Source organism: Polynucleobacter sp. TSB-Sco08W16 (assembly GCF_018687455.1).
In the GTDB taxonomy this organism is placed as follows: Bacteria; Pseudomonadota; Gammaproteobacteria; order Burkholderiales; family Burkholderiaceae; genus Polynucleobacter.
The window spans coordinates 899,670-917,470 of the sequence record NZ_CP061291.1; the positions used below are offsets into that span (position 1 = coordinate 899,670).

Annotated in this window: 24 protein-coding genes and 2 tRNA genes; 14 read left to right on the plus strand and 12 right to left on the minus strand. The window is 44.8% G+C overall.

Annotation, left to right across the window (positions count from 1 at the left end):
- Nucleotides 1-67: 67 nt before the first annotated feature.
- The gene (locus tag FD961_RS04385) at nucleotides 68-436 is read right to left on the minus strand and encodes a hypothetical protein (RefSeq protein WP_215394248.1); all 369 of its coding nucleotides are present in this window, start codon (nucleotides 434-436) and stop codon (nucleotides 68-70) included.
- Nucleotides 437-496: 60 nt separating this feature from the next.
- On the opposite strand from FD961_RS04385, the gene FD961_RS04390 reads away from it, so the two are divergent.
- The 10 genes from FD961_RS04390 (at nucleotide 497) to FD961_RS04435 (ending at nucleotide 6,383) form a co-directional block, all read left to right on the plus strand.
- A tRNA-Pro gene (locus FD961_RS04390) sits at nucleotides 497-573 on the plus strand.
- Nucleotides 574-609: 36 nt separating this feature from the next.
- Nucleotides 610-686, plus strand: a tRNA-Arg gene (locus tag FD961_RS04395).
- Nucleotides 687-868: 182 nt separating this feature from the next.
- Nucleotides 869-1,765: an amino acid ABC transporter substrate-binding protein gene (locus tag FD961_RS04400; protein ID WP_371817167.1), complete on the plus strand. Its 897-nt coding sequence runs from the start codon at nucleotides 869-871 to the stop codon at nucleotides 1,763-1,765.
- A gap of 52 nt (nucleotides 1,766-1,817) precedes the next feature.
- Nucleotides 1,818-2,600 (plus strand): amino acid ABC transporter permease, encoded by a 783-nt coding sequence (locus FD961_RS04405; protein WP_215394250.1) that lies wholly within the window; start codon nucleotides 1,818-1,820, stop codon nucleotides 2,598-2,600.
- Between the two features lie 40 nt (nucleotides 2,601-2,640).
- Complete coding sequence (locus FD961_RS04410) at nucleotides 2,641-3,309, plus strand: amino acid ABC transporter permease (protein ID WP_215394251.1); 669 nt, start codon at nucleotides 2,641-2,643, stop codon at nucleotides 3,307-3,309.
- A gap of 33 nt (nucleotides 3,310-3,342) precedes the next feature.
- Nucleotides 3,343-4,077 (plus strand): amino acid ABC transporter ATP-binding protein, encoded by a 735-nt coding sequence (locus tag FD961_RS04415; protein ID WP_215394252.1) that lies wholly within the window; start codon nucleotides 3,343-3,345, stop codon nucleotides 4,075-4,077.
- 7 nt (nucleotides 4,078-4,084) lie between these two features.
- Nucleotides 4,085-4,480, plus strand: coding sequence for a hypothetical protein (locus tag FD961_RS04420; RefSeq protein ID WP_215394253.1), 396 nt, complete (start codon nucleotides 4,085-4,087; stop codon nucleotides 4,478-4,480).
- 34 nt (nucleotides 4,481-4,514) lie between these two features.
- Complete coding sequence (locus tag FD961_RS04425; RefSeq protein ID WP_215394254.1) at nucleotides 4,515-5,198, plus strand: DUF3313 family protein; 684 nt, start codon at nucleotides 4,515-4,517, stop codon at nucleotides 5,196-5,198.
- Nucleotides 5,199-5,201: 3 nt separating this feature from the next.
- Nucleotides 5,202-5,462, plus strand: coding sequence for a hypothetical protein (locus FD961_RS04430; RefSeq protein ID WP_215394255.1), 261 nt, complete (start codon nucleotides 5,202-5,204; stop codon nucleotides 5,460-5,462).
- A gap of 24 nt (nucleotides 5,463-5,486) precedes the next feature.
- Nucleotides 5,487-6,383 (plus strand): alpha/beta fold hydrolase, encoded by an 897-nt coding sequence (locus tag FD961_RS04435; RefSeq protein ID WP_215394256.1) that lies wholly within the window; start codon nucleotides 5,487-5,489, stop codon nucleotides 6,381-6,383.
- Between the two features lie 5 nt (nucleotides 6,384-6,388).
- On the opposite strand, the gene ppk2 is transcribed toward FD961_RS04435, so the two are convergent.
- The 6 genes from ppk2 to wrbA all read right to left on the minus strand — a co-directional run bounded on the left by ppk2 (nucleotide 6,389) and on the right by wrbA (nucleotide 10,385).
- Nucleotides 6,389-7,171 carry a polyphosphate kinase 2 gene (gene ppk2 / locus FD961_RS04440; protein ID WP_215394257.1) on the minus strand — a complete coding sequence of 261 codons (783 nt, stop codon included), beginning with the start codon at nucleotides 7,169-7,171 and terminating at the stop codon, nucleotides 6,389-6,391.
- 2 nt (nucleotides 7,172-7,173) lie between these two features.
- Nucleotides 7,174-7,446, minus strand: a complete 273-nt coding sequence (locus FD961_RS04445; protein ID WP_071465804.1) for a serine/threonine protein kinase — start codon at nucleotides 7,444-7,446, stop codon at nucleotides 7,174-7,176.
- A 243-nt stretch (nucleotides 7,447-7,689) separates the two neighbouring features.
- Nucleotides 7,690-7,875 (minus strand): hypothetical protein, encoded by a 186-nt coding sequence (locus FD961_RS04450; RefSeq protein ID WP_048812093.1) that lies wholly within the window; start codon nucleotides 7,873-7,875, stop codon nucleotides 7,690-7,692.
- Nucleotides 7,876-7,973: 98 nt separating this feature from the next.
- On the minus strand, nucleotides 7,974-9,389 hold the full coding sequence (locus FD961_RS04455; protein WP_215394258.1) for an FAD-binding oxidoreductase: 1,416 nt from the start codon (nucleotides 9,387-9,389) through the stop codon (nucleotides 7,974-7,976).
- Complete coding sequence (locus tag FD961_RS04460; RefSeq protein WP_215394259.1) at nucleotides 9,389-9,778, minus strand: DUF2069 domain-containing protein; 390 nt, start codon at nucleotides 9,776-9,778, stop codon at nucleotides 9,389-9,391. Before FD961_RS04460 ends, FD961_RS04455 begins: the two co-directional genes overlap by 1 nt.
- A 4-nt stretch (nucleotides 9,779-9,782) precedes the next feature.
- The gene (gene wrbA, locus FD961_RS04465; protein WP_215394260.1) at nucleotides 9,783-10,385 is read right to left on the minus strand and encodes an NAD(P)H:quinone oxidoreductase; all 603 of its coding nucleotides are present in this window, start codon (nucleotides 10,383-10,385) and stop codon (nucleotides 9,783-9,785) included.
- Between the two features lie 19 nt (nucleotides 10,386-10,404).
- Between wrbA and FD961_RS04470 the strand changes: the two genes are divergently transcribed.
- The 4 genes from FD961_RS04470 to FD961_RS04485 all read left to right on the plus strand — a co-directional run bounded on the left by FD961_RS04470 (nucleotide 10,405) and on the right by FD961_RS04485 (nucleotide 14,124).
- On the plus strand, nucleotides 10,405-11,253 hold the full coding sequence (locus FD961_RS04470) for a YhjD/YihY/BrkB family envelope integrity protein (protein ID WP_215394261.1): 849 nt from the start codon (nucleotides 10,405-10,407) through the stop codon (nucleotides 11,251-11,253).
- Nucleotides 11,254-11,331: 78 nt separating this feature from the next.
- Nucleotides 11,332-11,787, plus strand: a complete 456-nt coding sequence (locus FD961_RS04475) for a CBS domain-containing protein (protein WP_071465798.1) — start codon at nucleotides 11,332-11,334, stop codon at nucleotides 11,785-11,787.
- Between the two features lie 43 nt (nucleotides 11,788-11,830).
- Nucleotides 11,831-12,946, plus strand: a complete 1,116-nt coding sequence (gene aroC / locus FD961_RS04480) for a chorismate synthase (protein ID WP_215394262.1) — start codon at nucleotides 11,831-11,833, stop codon at nucleotides 12,944-12,946.
- Between the two features lie 14 nt (nucleotides 12,947-12,960).
- Nucleotides 12,961-14,124, plus strand: a complete 1,164-nt coding sequence (locus FD961_RS04485) for an MFS transporter (protein ID WP_215394263.1) — start codon at nucleotides 12,961-12,963, stop codon at nucleotides 14,122-14,124.
- A 16-nt stretch (nucleotides 14,125-14,140) separates the two neighbouring features.
- Here the strand turns inward: FD961_RS04485 and FD961_RS04490 are convergent, their stop codons facing one another.
- The 5 genes from FD961_RS04490 to FD961_RS04510 are packed head-to-tail and all read right to left on the minus strand — an operon-like array spanning nucleotide 14,141 to nucleotide 17,757.
- Nucleotides 14,141-14,932 carry a peptidylprolyl isomerase gene (locus tag FD961_RS04490; RefSeq protein WP_215394264.1) on the minus strand — a complete coding sequence of 264 codons (792 nt, stop codon included), beginning with the start codon at nucleotides 14,930-14,932 and terminating at the stop codon, nucleotides 14,141-14,143.
- Between the two features lie 46 nt (nucleotides 14,933-14,978).
- The gene (locus FD961_RS04495; RefSeq protein WP_215394265.1) at nucleotides 14,979-15,263 is read right to left on the minus strand and encodes a BolA family transcriptional regulator; all 285 of its coding nucleotides are present in this window, start codon (nucleotides 15,261-15,263) and stop codon (nucleotides 14,979-14,981) included.
- Complete coding sequence (locus tag FD961_RS04500) at nucleotides 15,260-15,808, minus strand: septation protein A (RefSeq protein ID WP_215394266.1); 549 nt, start codon at nucleotides 15,806-15,808, stop codon at nucleotides 15,260-15,262. The genes FD961_RS04495 and FD961_RS04500 overlap by 4 nt, the downstream gene beginning before the upstream one ends.
- A 34-nt stretch (nucleotides 15,809-15,842) precedes the next feature.
- Nucleotides 15,843-16,253 carry a peptide-methionine (R)-S-oxide reductase MsrB gene (gene msrB, locus FD961_RS04505; RefSeq protein ID WP_215394267.1) on the minus strand — a complete coding sequence of 137 codons (411 nt, stop codon included), beginning with the start codon at nucleotides 16,251-16,253 and terminating at the stop codon, nucleotides 15,843-15,845.
- Between the two features lie 37 nt (nucleotides 16,254-16,290).
- Nucleotides 16,291-17,757, minus strand: coding sequence for a YdiU family protein (locus tag FD961_RS04510; protein ID WP_215394268.1), 1,467 nt, complete (start codon nucleotides 17,755-17,757; stop codon nucleotides 16,291-16,293).
- Between the last annotated feature and the right edge of the window lie 44 nt (nucleotides 17,758-17,801).

The following is a 17,801-nucleotide window of genomic DNA, read 5'->3' on the forward strand; positions in this document are numbered from 1 at the left end:
CTCACCAAAGAGATTGGTGATTAATTAAAACGAAGAATTGCCAACCGCAGAGGGCGGGCACAGAGTTTTAAAGAATGAAAGTAGGGGGTGCTCGAGAATGGTATCCAAATACTGCAGCTTGAGAAAACGCAAGATCGAGTGCAGTAGTTAGATTAAGGGAGGCGGGTTGAGCTGCAGATGTATGCTGATATGCATTGGGTATAAAACCAGCCAAGGTGAGCGCATCAAATAGATGACACGCATCTGAGCTATGGCTAAAAGTGGGGGCGTGATCGCTTGCTGAAGCCTGATCAATGGTTTGCTGTTGAACAATCCCATGTGAAATGCTGTGGGCAAAGCCGAACCAGTTCGTACCTACCATGCAAATCAAGAGCAAAGTTATGGCTATCAGTGCTCGCACATGCTTAGATAATTTGCTAGAAAAATAGGCAACCATGCACTGAATCTTACAGGATTTGCCTCTAATGGCGCTGTCGGTGTAGAATATCGATTCCGTCGGAGTGTAGCGCAGCCTGGTAGCGCACCTGCTTTGGGAGCAGGGGGTCCAAGGTTCGAATCCTTGTACTCCGACCACTTTCCCTTATTGTTCTAGAGATACCCAGCACATAACTGCCCATAGCTCAGCTGGATAGAGCAACGCCCTTCTAAGGCGTAGGTCGCACGTTCGAATCGTGCTGGGCAGGCCAGCTTCTTTCTCTCTTCTTCTCTTTTCATTAATTTGTTAATCATTTATCTGGGTATTAACCCCAAATATAGGCTTTTTTAAGCAAGTTAGACCTATAAATTTGCTATAAATACAGATGTAACTATTTATCAATGAATAAATAGAAGTAAAAACAGGAGAAACCCCATGAAAAGCATTTCTTTAATTAAAGCAGGCTTGGTTGCAGCAGGTCTATTGATAGGCACTTTTAACGCACAAGCTGCCAGCCAAACAATGGATAAAATTAAATCAACCGGTGCTGTCACCATGGGTGTTCGTGAATCCTCCATCCCTATGTCATACACCACTGGTGATAGTCGTTTTGATGGGTACCATGTTGAAATCTGCCGCATGATCCTGGGTGATATCAAGGATAAGTTAGGCATGAGTACTTTGCGCATTAACTATCAACCCGTGACATCGCAAAACCGCGTACCTTTAGTACAAAATGGAACAGTCGATATTGAGTGCGGCACAACGACGAATAATGTCAATCGCGCAAAAGATGTAGGTTTTGCTAACACCTTATACGTTGAGGAAGTTCGTATTGCTGTTAAAGCCAATTCAGGTATCACTTCAATCTCTCAATTAGCTGGTAAGAAGGTTGCCACGACAACCGGCACTACCTCCGTCCAATTGCTCCGTAAGCATGAAAAAGCCAACGGCGTGAACTTTGATGAAGTTTATGGAAAAGACCATGCAGATAGCTTTCTGCTGCTTGAGTCTGGCCGAGCAGACGCATTTGTAATGGATGGTTCTATCTTGGCGGGTAATATCGCCAACTCCAAGAATCCTAAGGACTACAAAATTGTTGGTGAGGTTTTGAGTACAGAGCCGATTGCAATTATGGTCCGCAAAGATGATCCAGAATTTAAAGCTGCCGTAGATGCGGCAATCGCCAAGATTGTTGCCAACGGCAAAATGCCTGGTTTATGGAACAAATGGTTCTTGGCACCAATTCCACCGAAAAATATTGTCGTTGGTCTTCAGTTATCCCCAGCAACTAAAAATGCTTGGGCCAACTTGAATGACAAGCCTGCAGAAGACTACAACAAGAAATAATTCAAATCGCTCATAAATACTTGAATAAGTTAATGCCTACGCGATCGGTTTTATGGATTTAGGAATCTTTTGTAAAAGTACTCTAGATGGAGAGGTGGTTGACCACTGCTTCTCCGCCTTGTTGGGTATTGGCAAAAATGCAGACCCCAGCTATTTAGATTGGCTGATGAGGGCTTGGGGCTGGACCTTAGCAGTAGCTGGGCTTGGTTTATTGATTGCGCTTTCCTTGGGCGCCATCATGGGCACCTTAAGAACCTTGCCCCCAGAAAATCCAGCTAACCGTTTTTTAGTCAGACTATCTACTGCGTGGGTGGAGTTGTTTAGGAATATTCCAATCTTGGTGCAAGTATTTCTTTGGTACCACGTCATCCCTGCATTCATACCCCCTTTAAAAGCTTTCCCATCTTATTTGCTAGTTAGCCTCGCATTGGGATTCTTTACCTCAGCTCGTATTGCTGAGCAGGTTAGGGCGGGTATTCAGTCATTACCTTCTGGTCAGAAAGCAGCCGCAATAGCGCTGGGCTTAACGACTTATCAGAGTTATCGCTATATTATTTTGCCCATGGCGTTGCGCATCGTGATCCCACCGCTTACGTCTGAGAGCATGAATCTGATTAAAAACTCATCAGTTGCTTTTGCGGTCTCTGTCCCTGAACTTACCTTGTTTGCAATGCAAGCTCAGGAAGAAACATCACATGGTGTTGAGATCTACCTAGCAGTAACGATTTTGTATGCCTTATCTGCGTTCGCTGTCAATAGGGCGATGGCGCATATTGAGAAGCGCTCCCGTATTCCTGGGTTTATTGTCGCCAATACAGAAGTGGCAGCCCATTAATCATGACGAATACTCAACCTAGCAATATATTGGTGAACACATGTTTAGCATAGACCTCAGTTTTTATAACTGGGAACTCTTCACGAACTACATACTGAAAGGCTTGCTATTTAGCTTACAGCTAACAGTTATAGCTACCGTTGGTGGAATTGTGTTTGGCACCTTTTTAGCTCTGATGCGTCTTTCTGGTAGAGCAAGTCTAGTTTATCCAGCAACTATCTATGTCAACACAATGCGCTCCATTCCTTTGGTGATGGTGATCTTATGGTTCTTCTTGTTGATTCCAATGTTGATTGGGCGTCCTATTGGCGCTGACTTATCGGCAACGATTACTTTCATTGCTTTTGAGGGTGCGTTCTTTTCTGAGATTGTGCGCGCAGGCATTCAATCGGTTCCAAAAGGCCAAGGTTTTGCAGCGCAAGCATTAGGTATGACCTACGGTCAAAATATGCGTTTTATTGTGTTGCCACAGGCTTTTAGAAACATGATTCCGGTCTTCATGACTCAAACTATTATTTTGTTTCAAGATACTTCATTGGTCTATGCCATTGGTGCCTATGACTTGTTAAAAGGTTTTGAAATTGCCGGTAAAAATTATGGCCGCCCAATTGAAACTTATATCTTGGCTGCATTTACCTATTTCATTATTTGTTTCACGCTTTCTAAAGTGGTTCGTAGAATTCAAGCCAAAGTAGCGATCATTCGCTAATTTATTCTTAATGCTCACTATTTCTAAATCATCATGATTGAACTTCAAAATGTATCGAAGTGGTACGGCGACTTTCAGGTCTTAACTGATTGCAGTACTGCGATCCAAAAGGGCGAAGTAGTAGTTATCTGCGGTCCATCTGGCTCCGGAAAGTCAACCCTGATCAAAACCATTAATGCGTTAGAGCCGTTTCAGGCTGGCGAAATCACCGTTGATGGCGTGAGCTTGCATGATTCCAAAACAAATTTGCCTAAGCTGAGATCTAGAGTGGGTATGGTATTTCAGTCGTTTGAGCTGTTTCCCCATCTGAGCATTACTGAAAACCTCACCCTTGCCCAAATGAAAGTGCTTGGTCGTTCTGCTGATGAGGCTAAAGCTCATGGCTTGAAATACTTAGAACGGGTTGGCTTGATTGCACAAAAGGATAAGTTCCCTGGCCAACTATCTGGCGGCCAACAGCAACGGGTGGCGATAGCACGCGCCTTGAGTATGGACCCCATCATTATGTTGTTTGATGAACCTACCTCTGCACTAGACCCAGAAATGGTTGGTGAAGTATTGGACGTGATGGTGAAATTAGCAAATGAAGGTATGACAATGTGCTGCGTTACCCATGAGATGGGTTTTGCCCGCAAGGTCAGTAATCGTGTGATTTTTATGGACCAAGGACGCATCATTGAAGATTGCACCAAAGATGAGTTCTTTAATAATCCAGAAGCAAGATCTCTTCGTGCTAAAGATTTTTTATCTAAAATTTTGGCTCATTAAGCTCCGAATGAATTTGACTCCTCATTCATTAACCAAACTTTTTATTCTCTCTGCGATTAGTGTCTGTGTGCTTGCAGCATGCTCTGTGGCCAAGATCGAGGCCCGAATTGAGGCAAATCCACAGTGCAAGGATGTAATTAACCCAAAGACTGGTGCAGTCATGCCTTGCCCGGGAACGGACAAAGCCTTCTATAGATCGGTTGGATTAGAGTCTGCAAAAGTCGTGTTACCAGTTGCTGCAGTAAGCGCTGCTGCTCCAGTAACAACAGACACAGCGACAGCAGCCGGACCAAGCGTTAACACTGTAAAACCATCTGCAACGGTGGTTGCACCGCAGGCTCATTGCAAGCCGCAGATTCACAAAAAAACGGGTGGCATTTTGCCTTGCCCGGCAGCAGACTAAACAGGTCTTCTGATATCAATTTTAAGGAATCAAGATGCGTAAATTCAATGTAGTTGTTGCTTCATTTTCAGTTGCCATTCTTCTAGCAGCCTGTAGCAATACTCCAAAATTGGCTTCAGAGCCAATGCCTAGATCAGGCTTCTTACCCAATTACTCCGTATTAGTGCCCATGGCAACTAGTCAATCTGATGTTCGGATATGGAGATACCGAGTTTCTGGTGTTAATCCCTCTAGCTACACTGCTGTGATTTTGGACCCAATCTATTTAAATCAAAGCGCCACTAAAGAAGTGAGTGCAGAGGCAATCTCTCAAGCACAAATTACCCTGCAGGATTCAATGATTGATGCCGTAAATTCACGTGGCAATATTCGTATTGTTACTAGCCCTGGTCCTGGCGTAGCCCGAATTACCGTTGGTATCACTGGCGCAGAAAGTATGGCCGATAGTCTCCAGCCTTGGAATTTCACCCCAATCGGATTGGCTGCGAATGCCGCAGCTTATGCTGGTGGCGTGAACTCAAAGACTCCTGCTTTATTGGTAGAGAGCAAAATTACGGATAGCCAATCCAAGCAGTTACTTGGGGAAGGCTTAGTAACCATTCAAGGCGAATCATTCAGAACAGGCTCAGGCTCTGTAAGTTCATTTATTGAAATGGCTAAAAAAGTAGTTCGCGTTGCAATGGAAACTTCTGCCAATCCAACTCCAACAGGTCAATAAGTTATGACAAGATCTTTTACCTCTACATTGCTTTGCATAAGCATCTTGGCCATCACTCCAGTATTAAGTTATGCAGACGATGCATCAAAAAATCGTGAAATTGCAGAACGCTTTGCAAAGTGCGATGTGAATCATGATGGAAAGCTAACTAAAGCAGAGGCAAAAGGTTGTATGCCACGTATTTACGATCACTTCAGCTATCTGGATTCCGGTAACAAAGGCTATCTTACTGTTGCCGAAATACAGGCAGTTGCTGATCGTTAAAACACCTCAAGAGTTATTGAATTTATGTCCTTAGCATTTCCAGGTTTCGAACAAAAGTCTATTACTGTTTCATCTGAGGATGGGCCGATAGAGATTGCTTGCCAAATTGGCGGAAGCGGCCCAGCACTTTTATTGCTGCATGGATTTCCACAAACTAAAGCGATTTGGCATCAGGTTGCTCCCGAGTTAGCAAAACACTACACGGTAGTTGCTTCGGATCTACGGGGTTACGGCGCCTCATCTAAGCCCCATGGGAAACCGGATCATTCGTCTTATTCAAAGCGATCTATGGCGACTGATCAATATTCCCTGATGAAAGCCTTGGGCCATGATCATTTTTTCTTGCTTGGGCATGATCGCGGAGGCAGAGTTTCTCACCGTCTAGCTATGGATTTTCCAGAGAGTGTTAAAAAGTTCATGGTCTTGGATATCTCTCCAACCTTGACCATGTATGAAAACACCACCATGGAATTTGCTAAGGGTTATTGGCATTGGTTCTTTTTGATTCAAGCTGAACCGGTGCCTGAAACCATGATTGGAGCTAATCCAGAGTATTGGCTAAAAAATCATATGGGTCGTCATGCCGGTACTGGCATCTTCAGCCCCGAGCGTTGGGCAGAGTATCTAGCGGGAGCAAGCAATTCACAAAGTATGCATGCCATGTGTGAAGACTATCGGGCCGCAGCAACTATTGATTTAGTTCATGATCGCGCAGACCGTGAGCATGGTAAGAAATTGCAAATGCCTCTCAAGGTTCTTTGGGGTGAGCATGGCTTGGTAAATAAATGTTTTAAACCCTTGGATGACTGGAAGAAAGTTAGCTCCAGCGAGGTTTCGGGCAGACCCGTTCCCTGCGGACATTACATTCCAGAGGAGTTACCTCAAGAAGTCATCACTGAAGCACGCAACTTCTTTATTTAAACCTTCTACGGTGCAACCTTAGGAGGTTTTTTGCCTAAAGGCGGGCAGGGGCTCACAATATTTGGGTCTAACTTCAGAATTGTCTTATCTTTGCCTGGGTAGTTAATTCTAGAAAGTAGATCCCTGATCAAATTGAGATGGGTCAATTTTTTATTATTCGCATCAATCACGGTCCAGGGTGCGTCTGCCGAGCTAGTCTTTTTGAGCATCAGATCTCGAGCAATGCTATAGGCCTTCCATTTCTTTTGAGCCTGCTGATCAATTGGACTCACTTTCCATTGCTTCAGGGGATCGGTCTTGCGACTCTCCATGCGACGTGCTTGTTCTTTCTTGTCTATATCAAGATAGTATTTAATCAGTTGAATGCCCGACCCAACCAATAGACTCTCGAATTCATTTACCGTATCCATAAATTTCTGATACTGAATATCGGTACAAAATCCCATCGCTTTTTCTACTCCAGCTCGGTTGTACCAGCTACGGTTAAAAAGAATAATTTCTCCTGCAGATGGGAGTTCTGCTACGTAGCGTTGAAAGTACCACTCACCAGATTCACGTGATGTAGGGATGCCCAGCGCTACGACATGTGTTTCACGAGGGCTAAGATGTTCAGTAATGCACTTGATGGTTCCGTCTTTGCCAGCGGTGTCGCGCCCCTCGAGGATGATCAAAAGCTTACTATTACTAGAAATAATTTGCCGTTGAACCTTTACCAACTCAATCTGTAAAAGCCTGAGCTCAGCATCATAGCTGACATCATTTCCCTCAAGCTTCTTCAATTTACCCATGCTTAGCTAGTCGCTTCAGAGCTAGTAGTTTTGGTTGCGGCAACCTTTTTTGTAGGTGCACGCTTTTTAACAACCTTCTTTGCTACTGATTTCTTAACAGCTGTTTTCTTGGCTGGAACTTTCTTGGTAGCAGTTTTCTTGCTTGCAACCTTAGCTATCTCTTTCTTTTCAAGCTTATCTAATGCTTTAGCAAGCTTATCGATAATTTTTTCACGCTCCGATTCAAGGCGATCAAGCTTTTTCATCAACTGCTTTACTAATTTCTTTTGACTCATGATGTTCCTATTGATTCATTAAGTAGTTATGGATCTTTTGATCCTACGTTGTAAGAGGCCCAGTTACAAGGCTTTATGACACACTGCAGACTATTTTTAAGTTGTGCAGCGATACTTTTCTCTAAGCTAGGGGATTTAAATGCCTATTAACGCAATATCGTAGGATGTGGCCTAGGATAATTCAGGCGGGCATAAAAAAACCTAAATAATTCAGATATTTAGGTTTTTTAAGGGAATTTGCTTTTACTCTGGATGAAAGTTATTGCTGGCCATGAAGCTAATGGTGCGTTCAAAGCCTAGGATGCGGATATAGCGCCAGGCAATATCACGGTATTTGCTATCTAGGTAGCCAATAGCCACTTCTGGCGTACTCTTTGACAGGTCGATTTCTTGAATAGCGCGGGCCCAACGTTTGAGTCTTGTTGACATATTTGTCACCTCCATGGGCATACAACGCCTCATAAAGGGGGTGAGATGACAAAAAATACAAAATATTTCAAAAAAGTTCCAAGAAAACCCGAAAACTTCTAAATCGAGACGACTTTATGGGGATTCAGGATGTTTTGAGGGTCTAGGGCCAGTTTCAGGGTCTTCATAAGGTCATGAGCTACATCTCCCTTGTGAGACCTTAAATCACCTAATTTAAGCTGTCCAACACCATGTTCTGCAGAGATAGAGCCCTGGCAACGCTCAACCTGAGCATAAATCAGCTCATGAATTGGCTTCTCATTGGTCAAATTGAAGGCTCTGGGGTCCGTACCAAGTGGGGGAGCGATGTTGTAGTGGAGATTACCGTCGCCAAGGTGCCCAAAGTTGATAATTCGGACGCCAGGGTAATTGGCCCTCATTAAAGCGTCAGTTTTTTGGATAAAGCTTTCTAGGGAAGATAGGGGGATGGTGATGTCGTGCTTGAGATTAGCCCCTTCTTCGGCTTGAGCCAGAGTAATGTGCTCACGCATATGCCAAAAAGCATTGGCTTGGGAGAGATTATTGGCAATTACGGCATCAGTAATTAAGCCAGCCTCAAAGGCCTCTTCAAGAATCGTCTCAAGTAACTCCCTGACATGAGCTTCACTTTCATGGTCGGATAGTTCTATCAAGACCGTATAGGCGGGGTTTCCTTTTAAAGGGTTTGCCATTTGCGGAAAATGTTTTTCATTGAGAGCTAATGATTCCTGCGTCATCATTTCGAAACCAGTGAGCAGAGAAGTTGCACGCTTCTGAAAGAGATTTAAGAGTTTAATAGTGGCGGCAACGGTGTCGACGGCGACCAATGTTGTCCATTGAGATATAGGGAGCGGATAAAGCTTCATGACAGCCGCAGTGATGATTCCCAGGGTTCCTTCTGAACCAATAAATAAGTCGCGCAAGTCATAGCCAGTGTTGTCCTTGCGCAATCCTTTGAGGCCATTCCAAATTTCACCTTTGGCAGTTACCACTTCTAGACCTAAGCAAAGATCACGAGTATTACCATAGCGCAGAACATTGGTGCCACCGGCATTGGTTGCCAAATTACCACCAATCATGCAACTACCTTCGGCACCAAGACTCAAGGGAAATAAAAAATCTTGCTCAGCCGCTTTCTCTTGAATGGTTTGCAGAATGCAGCCTGCCTCAACGGTAATAGTTTGATTCGCCACATCAATCTCACGAATGGTATTCATTCGCTTGAGATTAAGCACAATCTGCTTACCACTGTCATCCGGTGTAGCGCCGCCACAAAATCCAGTATGTCCACCTTGAGGCACTAGGGCAACCTCATTTGCGGCACAGAGTTTCACAATCTCAGAAATCTCTTGTGTGGTGCGAGGCAAAACGATTGCTAAGGCCTTGCCGGTGAAACGCTTACGCCAATCAGTTAGGTAGGGAGCTTTATCTTTATCCTCGGTCAGAATATATTTTTTCTCGAGGACCTTGCTCAATTCTTGAAGAAAACTTTCCATCACTGATCAGCTTGTAATTTTTGCTTTGCTAAGCTCTTAGCCTCTTGCTTGATTGGCTTTAAGACTATTAATAGACAGACAAACCCAGTTGTAGCCAAAATGATTTCTAGTAAAGCCATCCAAAAATTAGTACCTGTTTCCAAAATACGAACCAAACCCTCTGTGATGTAGAGCAGTATTAGCATCGATGCCCACTGCATTGTGTAGACATTACCTTTCCATAAGCCCGGAATTGCAAATAGCAAGGGAACGCCTTTTAGGATGAGCCAAGAGCCGCCTGGACGCAGGGGGGAGATGAACCATTCCCAAGCGATGCATAGGATAAATAGATCAATGAATGCTGCGGTAGCCAATAGCTGATAAGGATTCTTTGCGAGAATTTTTAGCATATTCTTAGTCGCCAATGAGCTTAAGCGCTGCTTGTGCAAGACGCTTTCCCTGAGCTTTTGCTAAACGTTGTTCTTCAGCGCTAATCGGAGCTCTGCCATCGGCGTGAGCAAGGTGCGTTACGCCGTATGGGCTTCCACCTGTTGCTGATGACATGAGATCTGGTTCGCTGTAAGGTAAACCCACAATCATCATGCCGTGGTGCAGCAAGGGAATCATCATGGTGAGCAATGTGCTTTCTTGACCGCCATGAAGACTTCCGGTGCTAGTAAACACGCAAGCTGGCTTGCCAATCAGGGCACCATTGAGCCATTGAGAGGAGCTGCCATCCCAGAAATATTTCATGGGGGCGGCCATATTGCCAAAACGAGTAGGGGAACCTAAGGCCAAACCTATACATTCTTGTAGATCTGAATACTCTACATATGGGGCACCTTCTGACGGTACGCTAGGCTCCGATGCCTCACAAACAGTAGATATAGCAGGGACGGTTCGAAGACGTGCGTTGACGCCAGGAACGCTTTCAATTCCCTCGACAATCAGGCGCGCCAATTCCCTTGTTGCCCCATGGCGTGAGTAGTACAGAACTAATATATCGTGTTGGCTCATATTCTCTTATGATACGGCGATGCGCTTATTTCGTAACCCCCAATTATGGCTCTCTCTTGCAAAAGAGATCTGGGAGGGCAATCGCGACCAAAAACTCAATCAAATTGCTGCAAGCCTGGCCTACACCACGACACTTTCTTTAGTGCCTATGGTGACCATTGCAACCATCTTGATTGCATACCTCCCTAGTGTGATTCAGATCAGAAACGCCTTTAGGAACTGGCTACTAGATACCTACATGCCAGGGGGGATTAACCAGCAGGTCTTTATTTATTTAGAGCAATTTTCCGTCCAGGCCCGTGGATTAACGCTTGTGGGTATTGCTGGTTTATTTGTCACCGCCATCATGACGCTTTCGGTGATTGAAGGTGCCTTTAATCAAATTTTTAAAGTTGAAAAGCGTAGACCTCTTCATAAAAAGATAGTTATCTATGCTGCAGCAACTATCTTAGGACCAATACTCCTGGGTATTGGAATTTACCTCAGCGGGGTGCTTTTTAGTGCTGCACAAGGCTGGACAGATGGCATATCCTCTGGGTTTAGATTTATAGCCACTGTAGCGCCTATCTTTTTAGCTGCGATGGTCTATACGGTGGTTTACAAAATCCTTCCTTATTCACAGATCCAATGGTCGGACGCTCTCTTTGGCGCCTTTTTTGCTGCACTCAGTTTTGAGCTGATGAAGTTTGGGTTTGCCATCTTTTTGACCCACACTCACTTCTACAAAACCGTCTATGGTGCGTTTTCTATCTTCCCTTTGGCGCTTTTGTGGATCTACTTAACGTGGTGGATAACCTTGGCTGGGGCAGTGCTTGTAGCTAATCTACCCAACATCCGCAGTGGGGTTATTAGGGTTATTCGTTACTAAAAGGGTGCTTTAAGCCCTTGATTGAAGGGGGGCTTGGGGCTATATTGAAGCAATAAATTCATTGCATTTGGAGACTACATGAAAGTTCGCGACATATTGCGTGTAAAAGGAAGCACCTTATTTACGGTTGCTCCTGAGACTGCACTACAAACTGCTGTATTGGTTATGAGCGAACATGACATCGGCTCTTTAGTGGTGATGGAGTATGACAAGCTTGTAGGCATTCTGACTTTCCGCGAGGTGATTGCCGCTTTAGCAAAACACCATGGCAAATTAGATGGGTTACAAGTTCTCTCCGTCATGAACCAAAACCCCCTAACTTGCAATATGGAAACTGAGATCGATGAAGTCCGTCGCATGATGTTGGTGGATCATGCTCGCTACTTGCCTGTGGTTGATCAAAAAATGCTCATGGGAGTGATCTCCTTTTATGATGTTGCCAAATCGGTGGTTGAAGCTCAAGACTTTGAAAATACGATGCTCAAGGCCTATATTCGTGACTGGCCAGAAGACGCAGAAAAGACCGCTAATTAAGCTGTTTTAGCCTAATATTCATGACAAATGACATAATGTCGATATGTCAGGAAATACTTTAGGCCTTCTTTTTACTGTTACCACTTTTGGTGAATCCCATGGTCCAGCTATCGGAGCTGTAGTTGATGGCTGCCCTCCAGGCATGTCGCTCACTGAAGCTGACCTCCAAATCGATCTTGACCGCCGGAAACCAGGAACCTCACGTCATGTAACTCAGCGCAAAGAAGAAGATCGGGTTGAAATTCTGTCCGGTATCTTCGAAGGGAAGACAACAGGCGCTCCAATCGCTTTACTGATTCGTAATACTGATCAACGTAGCCAAGACTACGGTGATATTTTGCAAACCTTCCGTCCAGGTCACGCCGATTACGCTTACCATCATAAATATGGTCTACGCGACCCTCGCGGTGGTGGCCGTTCATCAGCACGTTTAACGGCGCCTGTAGTAGCTGCTGCTGCGATTGCCAAAAAATGGTTGAATCAGCAGTACGGAACAGAGTTTTATGGCTATATGAGTCAGCTTGGTGAAATTGAGATTCCATTTCAAGACGCACAGCAGATTGACCAAAATCCATTCTTTGCTGCTAACGCACAGATTATTCCGCAACTAGAAGGCTACATGGATGATCTGCGCAAAGCAGGTGATTCTTGTGGAGCCCGCATTGAGGTTCGCGCTCGCAATGTGCCCATTGGGCTGGGCGAGCCTCTATTCGATAAGCTCGATGCTGACATTGCGCATGCCATGATGGGCATCAATGCCGTTAAGGGCGTTGAGATTGGTGCCGGATTTAAATCCGTTGCTCAGCGTGGAAGCGAACATGGCGATGAACTACATCCTGATGGCTTTGCCTCAAATAATGCAGGTGGCACTTTAGGCGGCATTAGTACCGGTCAAGATCTGCGTGTTTCTATTGCCATTAAGCCGACCTCTAGCATCATGAGCCCAAAACAATCAATCGATCTCGACGGTAAGCCTATTACCGTGCAAACTAAGGGACGTCATGATCCTTGTGTTGGTATCAGGGCAACCCCAATTGCTGAGGCGATGTTGGCATTGGTGATCATGGATCATGCCTTGCGCCACCGCGCACAATGCGCTGACGTGAAGCTTGCTGTCACACCTATACCGGCTGCTCGACCTGGCTCAAAAATCGATTAGCTAATTTTTCTAAGATGACGCCTGTGCTTCGTTGGGCCTTCGGGTCCTTTTTCTTTTTATATTTTGCCTACGTTGGCTTGGTTTCCCCCTATGCCAGCCTTTTCTTTTTAGATCGCGGCTTTAATGTCATCGAGATTGCAGTCTTGATGTCGATGCTGCAAATCACTCGCATAGTTGGACCTTTTAGTTGGGGCTGGCTCTCTGATTATTTATCTAATCGCATTGGGATTATCCGCGTATGCGCATGCTTGGCTGCAGTGGTTTTCTTATGCATCTTTTTTCTACACAGTTATTACAGCTTCTTTATTTGGATGTTTGTTCTTCACACCATCCTTAGCAGTCAAATGCCATTAGGTGAGACGGCAACTATCCATGCTTTGTATAAAGACAATTCATTTGATAAACGCTACGGTCGTTTACGTCTTTGGGGTTCAATCGGTTTTATAGCAATGGTATTGGTGGCTGGAGAACTATTCCAGCGTAAGGGTATTGAGCTTTACCCAATCGTGGGTGCCATCGTGCTCTTTGCATTAGCTTTAGTGACTTTCTGCCTGCATGAACCAAAGATGGAGCGGCGCAGAATGGTTAAGGGTGAGCTACTGGTGGTGCTGTTTAATCCCGATGTACGCTGGTTCTTAATCTCCGGCTTCTTCATGGTCTTTGCACATGCTGCTTTATATGTTTTCTATTCCCTGTACCTGGCAAACTTAGGCTACGATAAATTACAAATTGGCCTATTTTGGGCTTTGGGCGTTGCTGCAGAAGTTATTTTCTTTTACTTCCAAAATAAAGTATTGAGTCGCTTAGACGCGGAAGTAGTTTTACAGGGTGCATTCGGCATAGGAGTAGTTCGCTTTATTCTGATTGCTTTTTTACCAATCACTTCAGTTTTAATTTTGGCGCAATTAATGCATGCAGCAACATTTGCTGCCCATCATAGTGCGGCTACTAAACTCTTACAACGCTGGTTCACGGGGCCGCTGCAGGCAAGAGGTCAAGCCATTATGGCGACGGTCTCTTACGGTTTGGGTGGAACGATTGGCGGCTTATGTGCCGGATGGATTTGGGATCTCTCTCAGCCCAGAGATGTTTTTGTCATGTCCGCATTTGCCTGCGGCCTGGCGGGTATGGCGATACAAAAGATGAGGCCTCGCCACTACCCGGTCAGAAAAGACTGATACAGCCTTTGGGTACTTATTGAATCTTGGCTTTAGCGCGTAGTTTTTGCATCATTTCTGAAAACTTTGCTTTCTGCCAATTTTGGTCTGATGAAATCATTTGTTTCAGTTGATCTTTGAGTTCATCAAAGCTAGGCGCTTTCATATCGCGAGTGTCTACAACTTTAATGATGTGCCAGCCATATTGTGATTTCACAGGCTTATCGCTAATCTGTCCAGGCTTGATTTGAACCATTGCCTTAGAAAATTCTGGAACTAGTGATTTTTCGGTGACCCAAGCCAAATCGCCGCCGTTAGGCGCGGAGCCGGGATCTTTTGATTTGGCTTTAGCAATATCCTCAAAATTAGCGCCAGCCTTTACTTGCAAAATGATGGCTTTGGCATCGGATTCTTTTTCAACCAAAATATGTTCAACATGGTATTCCTTGCCTGTGTATTGGGCTTTTACTGACTCATAAGCGGTCTTAAGCTCGGCCTCTGTAACACCTTCTTTTTGCACATAATCTTCGAATACTGCCGCAACTAGAATGCCAACACGAGATTGCTCGAGCTGTTCGCGCACAGATTCATTTTGGATAACGCCACGTTTATCAGCCTCCTGGAGAATCAATTCTTTAGTGACCAACATTTCGCGAGCTTGGTCTCGAACTTGGGGATTATCAGGTTGACCTGATTTTTGCACCAACTTATCAAGCTGCGCCTTTGGAATAGCTTTGCCGTTCACGATCACAGCATTTTGTGCAAAGGCATATCCAGAAAATAGAGTCGTTGCAATAGCAAAGGAAATTAAATTGCGAGAATTTAGCATGTTATTAATCTAGTAAAAAATTGGAATAGAGAGAGTGTAAATCAGCTTAAAAGGTCTGCTCTTCGGGGCTTGAGGCAGATATTGTTAAGGCATGTATTTCAGTCGGTATATGGTTATTTAGGGCTTCGTATACCGCCCGGTGACGTGCAATTCGGCTAAGCCCCTGAAATTGAGGGGCAACAATGATGACCTTAAAGTGACCGCCACCTGTAGCAGCACCAGCATGACCTGCATGTAAATGGCTCTCATCCTCGATCACCAGCTTTTGAATATCAAATGCCTTTGCCAGATCCTCTTTGAAGCGTGCAATTCGTGCTTGGTTAATGCTCATTGCTCAGGATGCTCCATGTGACGAGATAACCAAACGCCTTGAATAATTACAAAGCCCACTAACAAGCCAGTACTACCGAAGAGTTTGAAATTAACCCAGGTCTCCTCGGAATATTCAAAGGCAATATACAGATTGAGAGCACCCATAAAGAAAAAGAAGGCTGACCACGCCAAGTTCAAATGCTGCCATACCTTATGAGAGCTCTTGGGTTTTAGTGTAATTTGTTTGCCCATCAATACTTGTATCCAATTTTTATTGAAAAATTGGGCGCTGATCAATAAGGCGCCACAAAAGAGCCAATAGAGCGCAGTGGGCTTTAATTGGATAAAAGTTTTGTTATGCAAGAAGATGGTCAAACTACCGAAGACCAAGATCATCGCCAGACTTACCCATTGCATTGCATCGATCTTGCGATGACGGTAATACACCCAAAGAATCTGCCCGATGGTTGCAACCATAGCGACTATGGTTGCCGTATAGATATCGCCAAATTTAAAGGCAATAAAGAAGAGGATGATGGGGAAGAGGTCGAATAAGAATTTCATATCAGAATTATCCCGCTATTTGGCTTTAGGGATCTCAATCCTTTAAGGAAGGCTGGGCATTGTTACTGGGTTCAAAATTTAAGGACGCAGAATTAATGCAATACCGCAGTCCAGTCGGCATGGGGCCATCCTCAAATACATGCCCCAAATGTGCATCACAATTGGCGCAGCGAACTTCAGTGCGAATCATGCCATGGCTAGTATCTTTAATTTCTGTGATGGCGGATGCTTCTTCGGGGGCGTTATAGCTTGGCCAGCCGCACCCGGCATCAAACTTGGTATCAGATAAAAAGAGGGGGGTACCGCAACAGATACACGTGTATTTACCCTGATCCCAGTGATCCCAATACTTCCCAGTAAATGGATGCTCGGTTGCCGCTTCTCGTGTCACACGATACTCAATCTCGCTTAGTGTTTCTTTGTACTCTTGATCTGTTTTTTTCATATATTCCTCTAAATTTTGCATTACTCATTTAAGGCATTTAAGACGAGCAGCTCACTTCCACCTTATCCAAATCAGCGGGTGGGGGTAGGGCATAGGTATCGAATTCTGCCTGCTCGTCATAAGGCTTACTTAATAAATTCAGTAAAACCTTGATCTCCGAAAAATCGTGCTGCTGCGCTTTATCAATAGCAGCTTGCGCCAAATGATTACGTAAGATGTATTTAGGATTAATACCATTCATCAACTGAGCTCTTGTGAAATCATTGCTAGATTCGGCTTTAAGGCGAGCTAGATAATCCGCAAACCATTGATCAATAAGAGATCGATCAATGAAGTGATCTCTAAGGGAGATTGAATCAATAGCCTGTCCTTGTTCAATCTGACTGAGCTGCCTAAAGAAGCTGGTGAAATCAACCTTAGAGTCGTGCATAGCTTGCAAGAGCCGCTCAATGAGAGCTACATCCTGCTCATCCTGTGTTTGCAATCCGAGTTTTTGCCTAAACAAAGCCTGCCAAGATTGGGCGTAGGCAACTGGAAATTCTTCCAGAGCTTGACGCAACATAGTCTGGGCTTTGCTTTCACCATGAGTCATCTCAATTAGCGGTAAAAATCCACTAGCAAGACAAGCCATATTCCAGTGCATGATCTGCGGTTGTCGATGATAGGCATAGCGACCGCCTTGATCGCTATGGTTGCAAATGTGATCAATCTCAAATTGATCCAAGAAGCCAAATGGTCCGTAGTCCATTGTTAAACCAAGGGCGCTAATGTTGTCGCTGTTAAGCACTCCATGACAAAAGCCAACAGCTTGCCATTGCGCTACTAGCTTTGCATTGCGAACGCAAATTTGCTTGAATAGCTCCAAGTAAGGGTCTGGATGCTGAAGACAGTCGTAGTAATGGTCTCGAATCAGTAGGTCGGCCAATTCCTTTAGGCGAGCAATATTTTGCAAAGAAGCAAAGTGCTCGAAATGACCAATACGAATAAAGCTAGGGGCTATCCGACTACACACAGCAGCAGTCTCCAACGTTTCACGCCGCACAGCTAACTCCGAACCGACAATGGCCAATGCTCTTGTAGTTGGAATCCCCAAGGAAAACATTGCTTCACTACATAAAAATTCTCGAATAGAGGAGCGCAGAACTGCACGTCCATCGCCCATACGGGAATAAATGGTTTTGCCTGCGCCCTTGAGTTGTAGTTCCTGCCCATTAATCTCGCCTAAAAGGATTGCCCTGCCATCCCCCAATTGACCAGCCCAAACCCCAAATTGATGACCGCTATAGGCAGTTGCAATGGGATTTGAAAAGTTGTGAGTAGACGTAGCAAGGGAATTGCCGGCAAGAAGTTCTAGCCAGGCGGGGTCTGATGGCAATCCAGAAGGAGCAAGATTGAGTTGAATCAGTTTGGCTGCAGAGGGAGAAAAGGCCACCCAATAAGGATGCGGAATAGGGCTGGGGTGGGTTATCTGACAGGCGTCATCGCCGCTTAAGGTAAAGGCCATATAGGTATTCTAGGTGTATTTCCAAAATGGCGTACTAGCCTCTA

Excerpts from the sequence above, each read along its gene's own strand:
- wrbA (WP_215394260.1), bottom strand. The coding sequence starts at position 10,385 with ATGAGCCAACACGATATATTAGTTCTGTACTACTCACGCCATGGGGCA.
- FD961_RS04385 (WP_215394248.1), bottom strand. The coding sequence starts at position 436 with ATGGTTGCCTATTTTTCTAGCAAATTATCTAAGCATGTGCGAGCACTG.
- FD961_RS04445 (WP_071465804.1), bottom strand. The coding sequence starts at position 7,446 with ATGAGTCAAAAGAAATTAGTAAAGCAGTTGATGAAAAAGCTTGATCGC.
- FD961_RS04415 (WP_215394252.1), top strand. The coding sequence starts at position 3,343 with ATGATTGAACTTCAAAATGTATCGAAGTGGTACGGCGACTTTCAGGTC.
- FD961_RS04460 (WP_215394259.1), bottom strand. The coding sequence starts at position 9,778 with ATGCTAAAAATTCTCGCAAAGAATCCTTATCAGCTATTGGCTACCGCA.
- FD961_RS04510 (WP_215394268.1), bottom strand. The coding sequence starts at position 17,757 with ATGGCCTTTACCTTAAGCGGCGATGACGCCTGTCAGATAACCCACCCC.
- FD961_RS04430 (WP_215394255.1), top strand. The coding sequence starts at position 5,202 with ATGACAAGATCTTTTACCTCTACATTGCTTTGCATAAGCATCTTGGCC.
- FD961_RS04470 (WP_215394261.1), top strand. The coding sequence starts at position 10,405 with ATGCGCTTATTTCGTAACCCCCAATTATGGCTCTCTCTTGCAAAAGAG.
- FD961_RS04425 (WP_215394254.1), top strand. The coding sequence starts at position 4,515 with ATGCGTAAATTCAATGTAGTTGTTGCTTCATTTTCAGTTGCCATTCTT.
- ppk2 (WP_215394257.1), bottom strand. The coding sequence starts at position 7,171 with ATGGGTAAATTGAAGAAGCTTGAGGGAAATGATGTCAGCTATGATGCT.
- msrB (WP_215394267.1), bottom strand. The coding sequence starts at position 16,253 with ATGAAAAAAACAGATCAAGAGTACAAAGAAACACTAAGCGAGATTGAG.
- FD961_RS04485 (WP_215394263.1), top strand. The coding sequence starts at position 12,961 with ATGACGCCTGTGCTTCGTTGGGCCTTCGGGTCCTTTTTCTTTTTATAT.
- aroC (WP_215394262.1), top strand. The coding sequence starts at position 11,831 with ATGTCAGGAAATACTTTAGGCCTTCTTTTTACTGTTACCACTTTTGGT.
- FD961_RS04475 (WP_071465798.1), top strand. The coding sequence starts at position 11,332 with ATGAAAGTTCGCGACATATTGCGTGTAAAAGGAAGCACCTTATTTACG.
- FD961_RS04455 (WP_215394258.1), bottom strand. The coding sequence starts at position 9,389 with ATGGAAAGTTTTCTTCAAGAATTGAGCAAGGTCCTCGAGAAAAAATAT.
- FD961_RS04500 (WP_215394266.1), bottom strand. The coding sequence starts at position 15,808 with ATGAAATTCTTATTCGACCTCTTCCCCATCATCCTCTTCTTTATTGCC.
- FD961_RS04435 (WP_215394256.1), top strand. The coding sequence starts at position 5,487 with ATGTCCTTAGCATTTCCAGGTTTCGAACAAAAGTCTATTACTGTTTCA.
- FD961_RS04495 (WP_215394265.1), bottom strand. The coding sequence starts at position 15,263 with ATGAGCATTAACCAAGCACGAATTGCACGCTTCAAAGAGGATCTGGCA.
- FD961_RS04490 (WP_215394264.1), bottom strand. The coding sequence starts at position 14,932 with ATGCTAAATTCTCGCAATTTAATTTCCTTTGCTATTGCAACGACTCTA.
- FD961_RS04405 (WP_215394250.1), top strand. The coding sequence starts at position 1,818 with ATGGATTTAGGAATCTTTTGTAAAAGTACTCTAGATGGAGAGGTGGTT.
- FD961_RS04450 (WP_048812093.1), bottom strand. The coding sequence starts at position 7,875 with ATGTCAACAAGACTCAAACGTTGGGCCCGCGCTATTCAAGAAATCGAC.
- FD961_RS04420 (WP_215394253.1), top strand. The coding sequence starts at position 4,085 with ATGAATTTGACTCCTCATTCATTAACCAAACTTTTTATTCTCTCTGCG.
- FD961_RS04410 (WP_215394251.1), top strand. The coding sequence starts at position 2,641 with ATGTTTAGCATAGACCTCAGTTTTTATAACTGGGAACTCTTCACGAAC.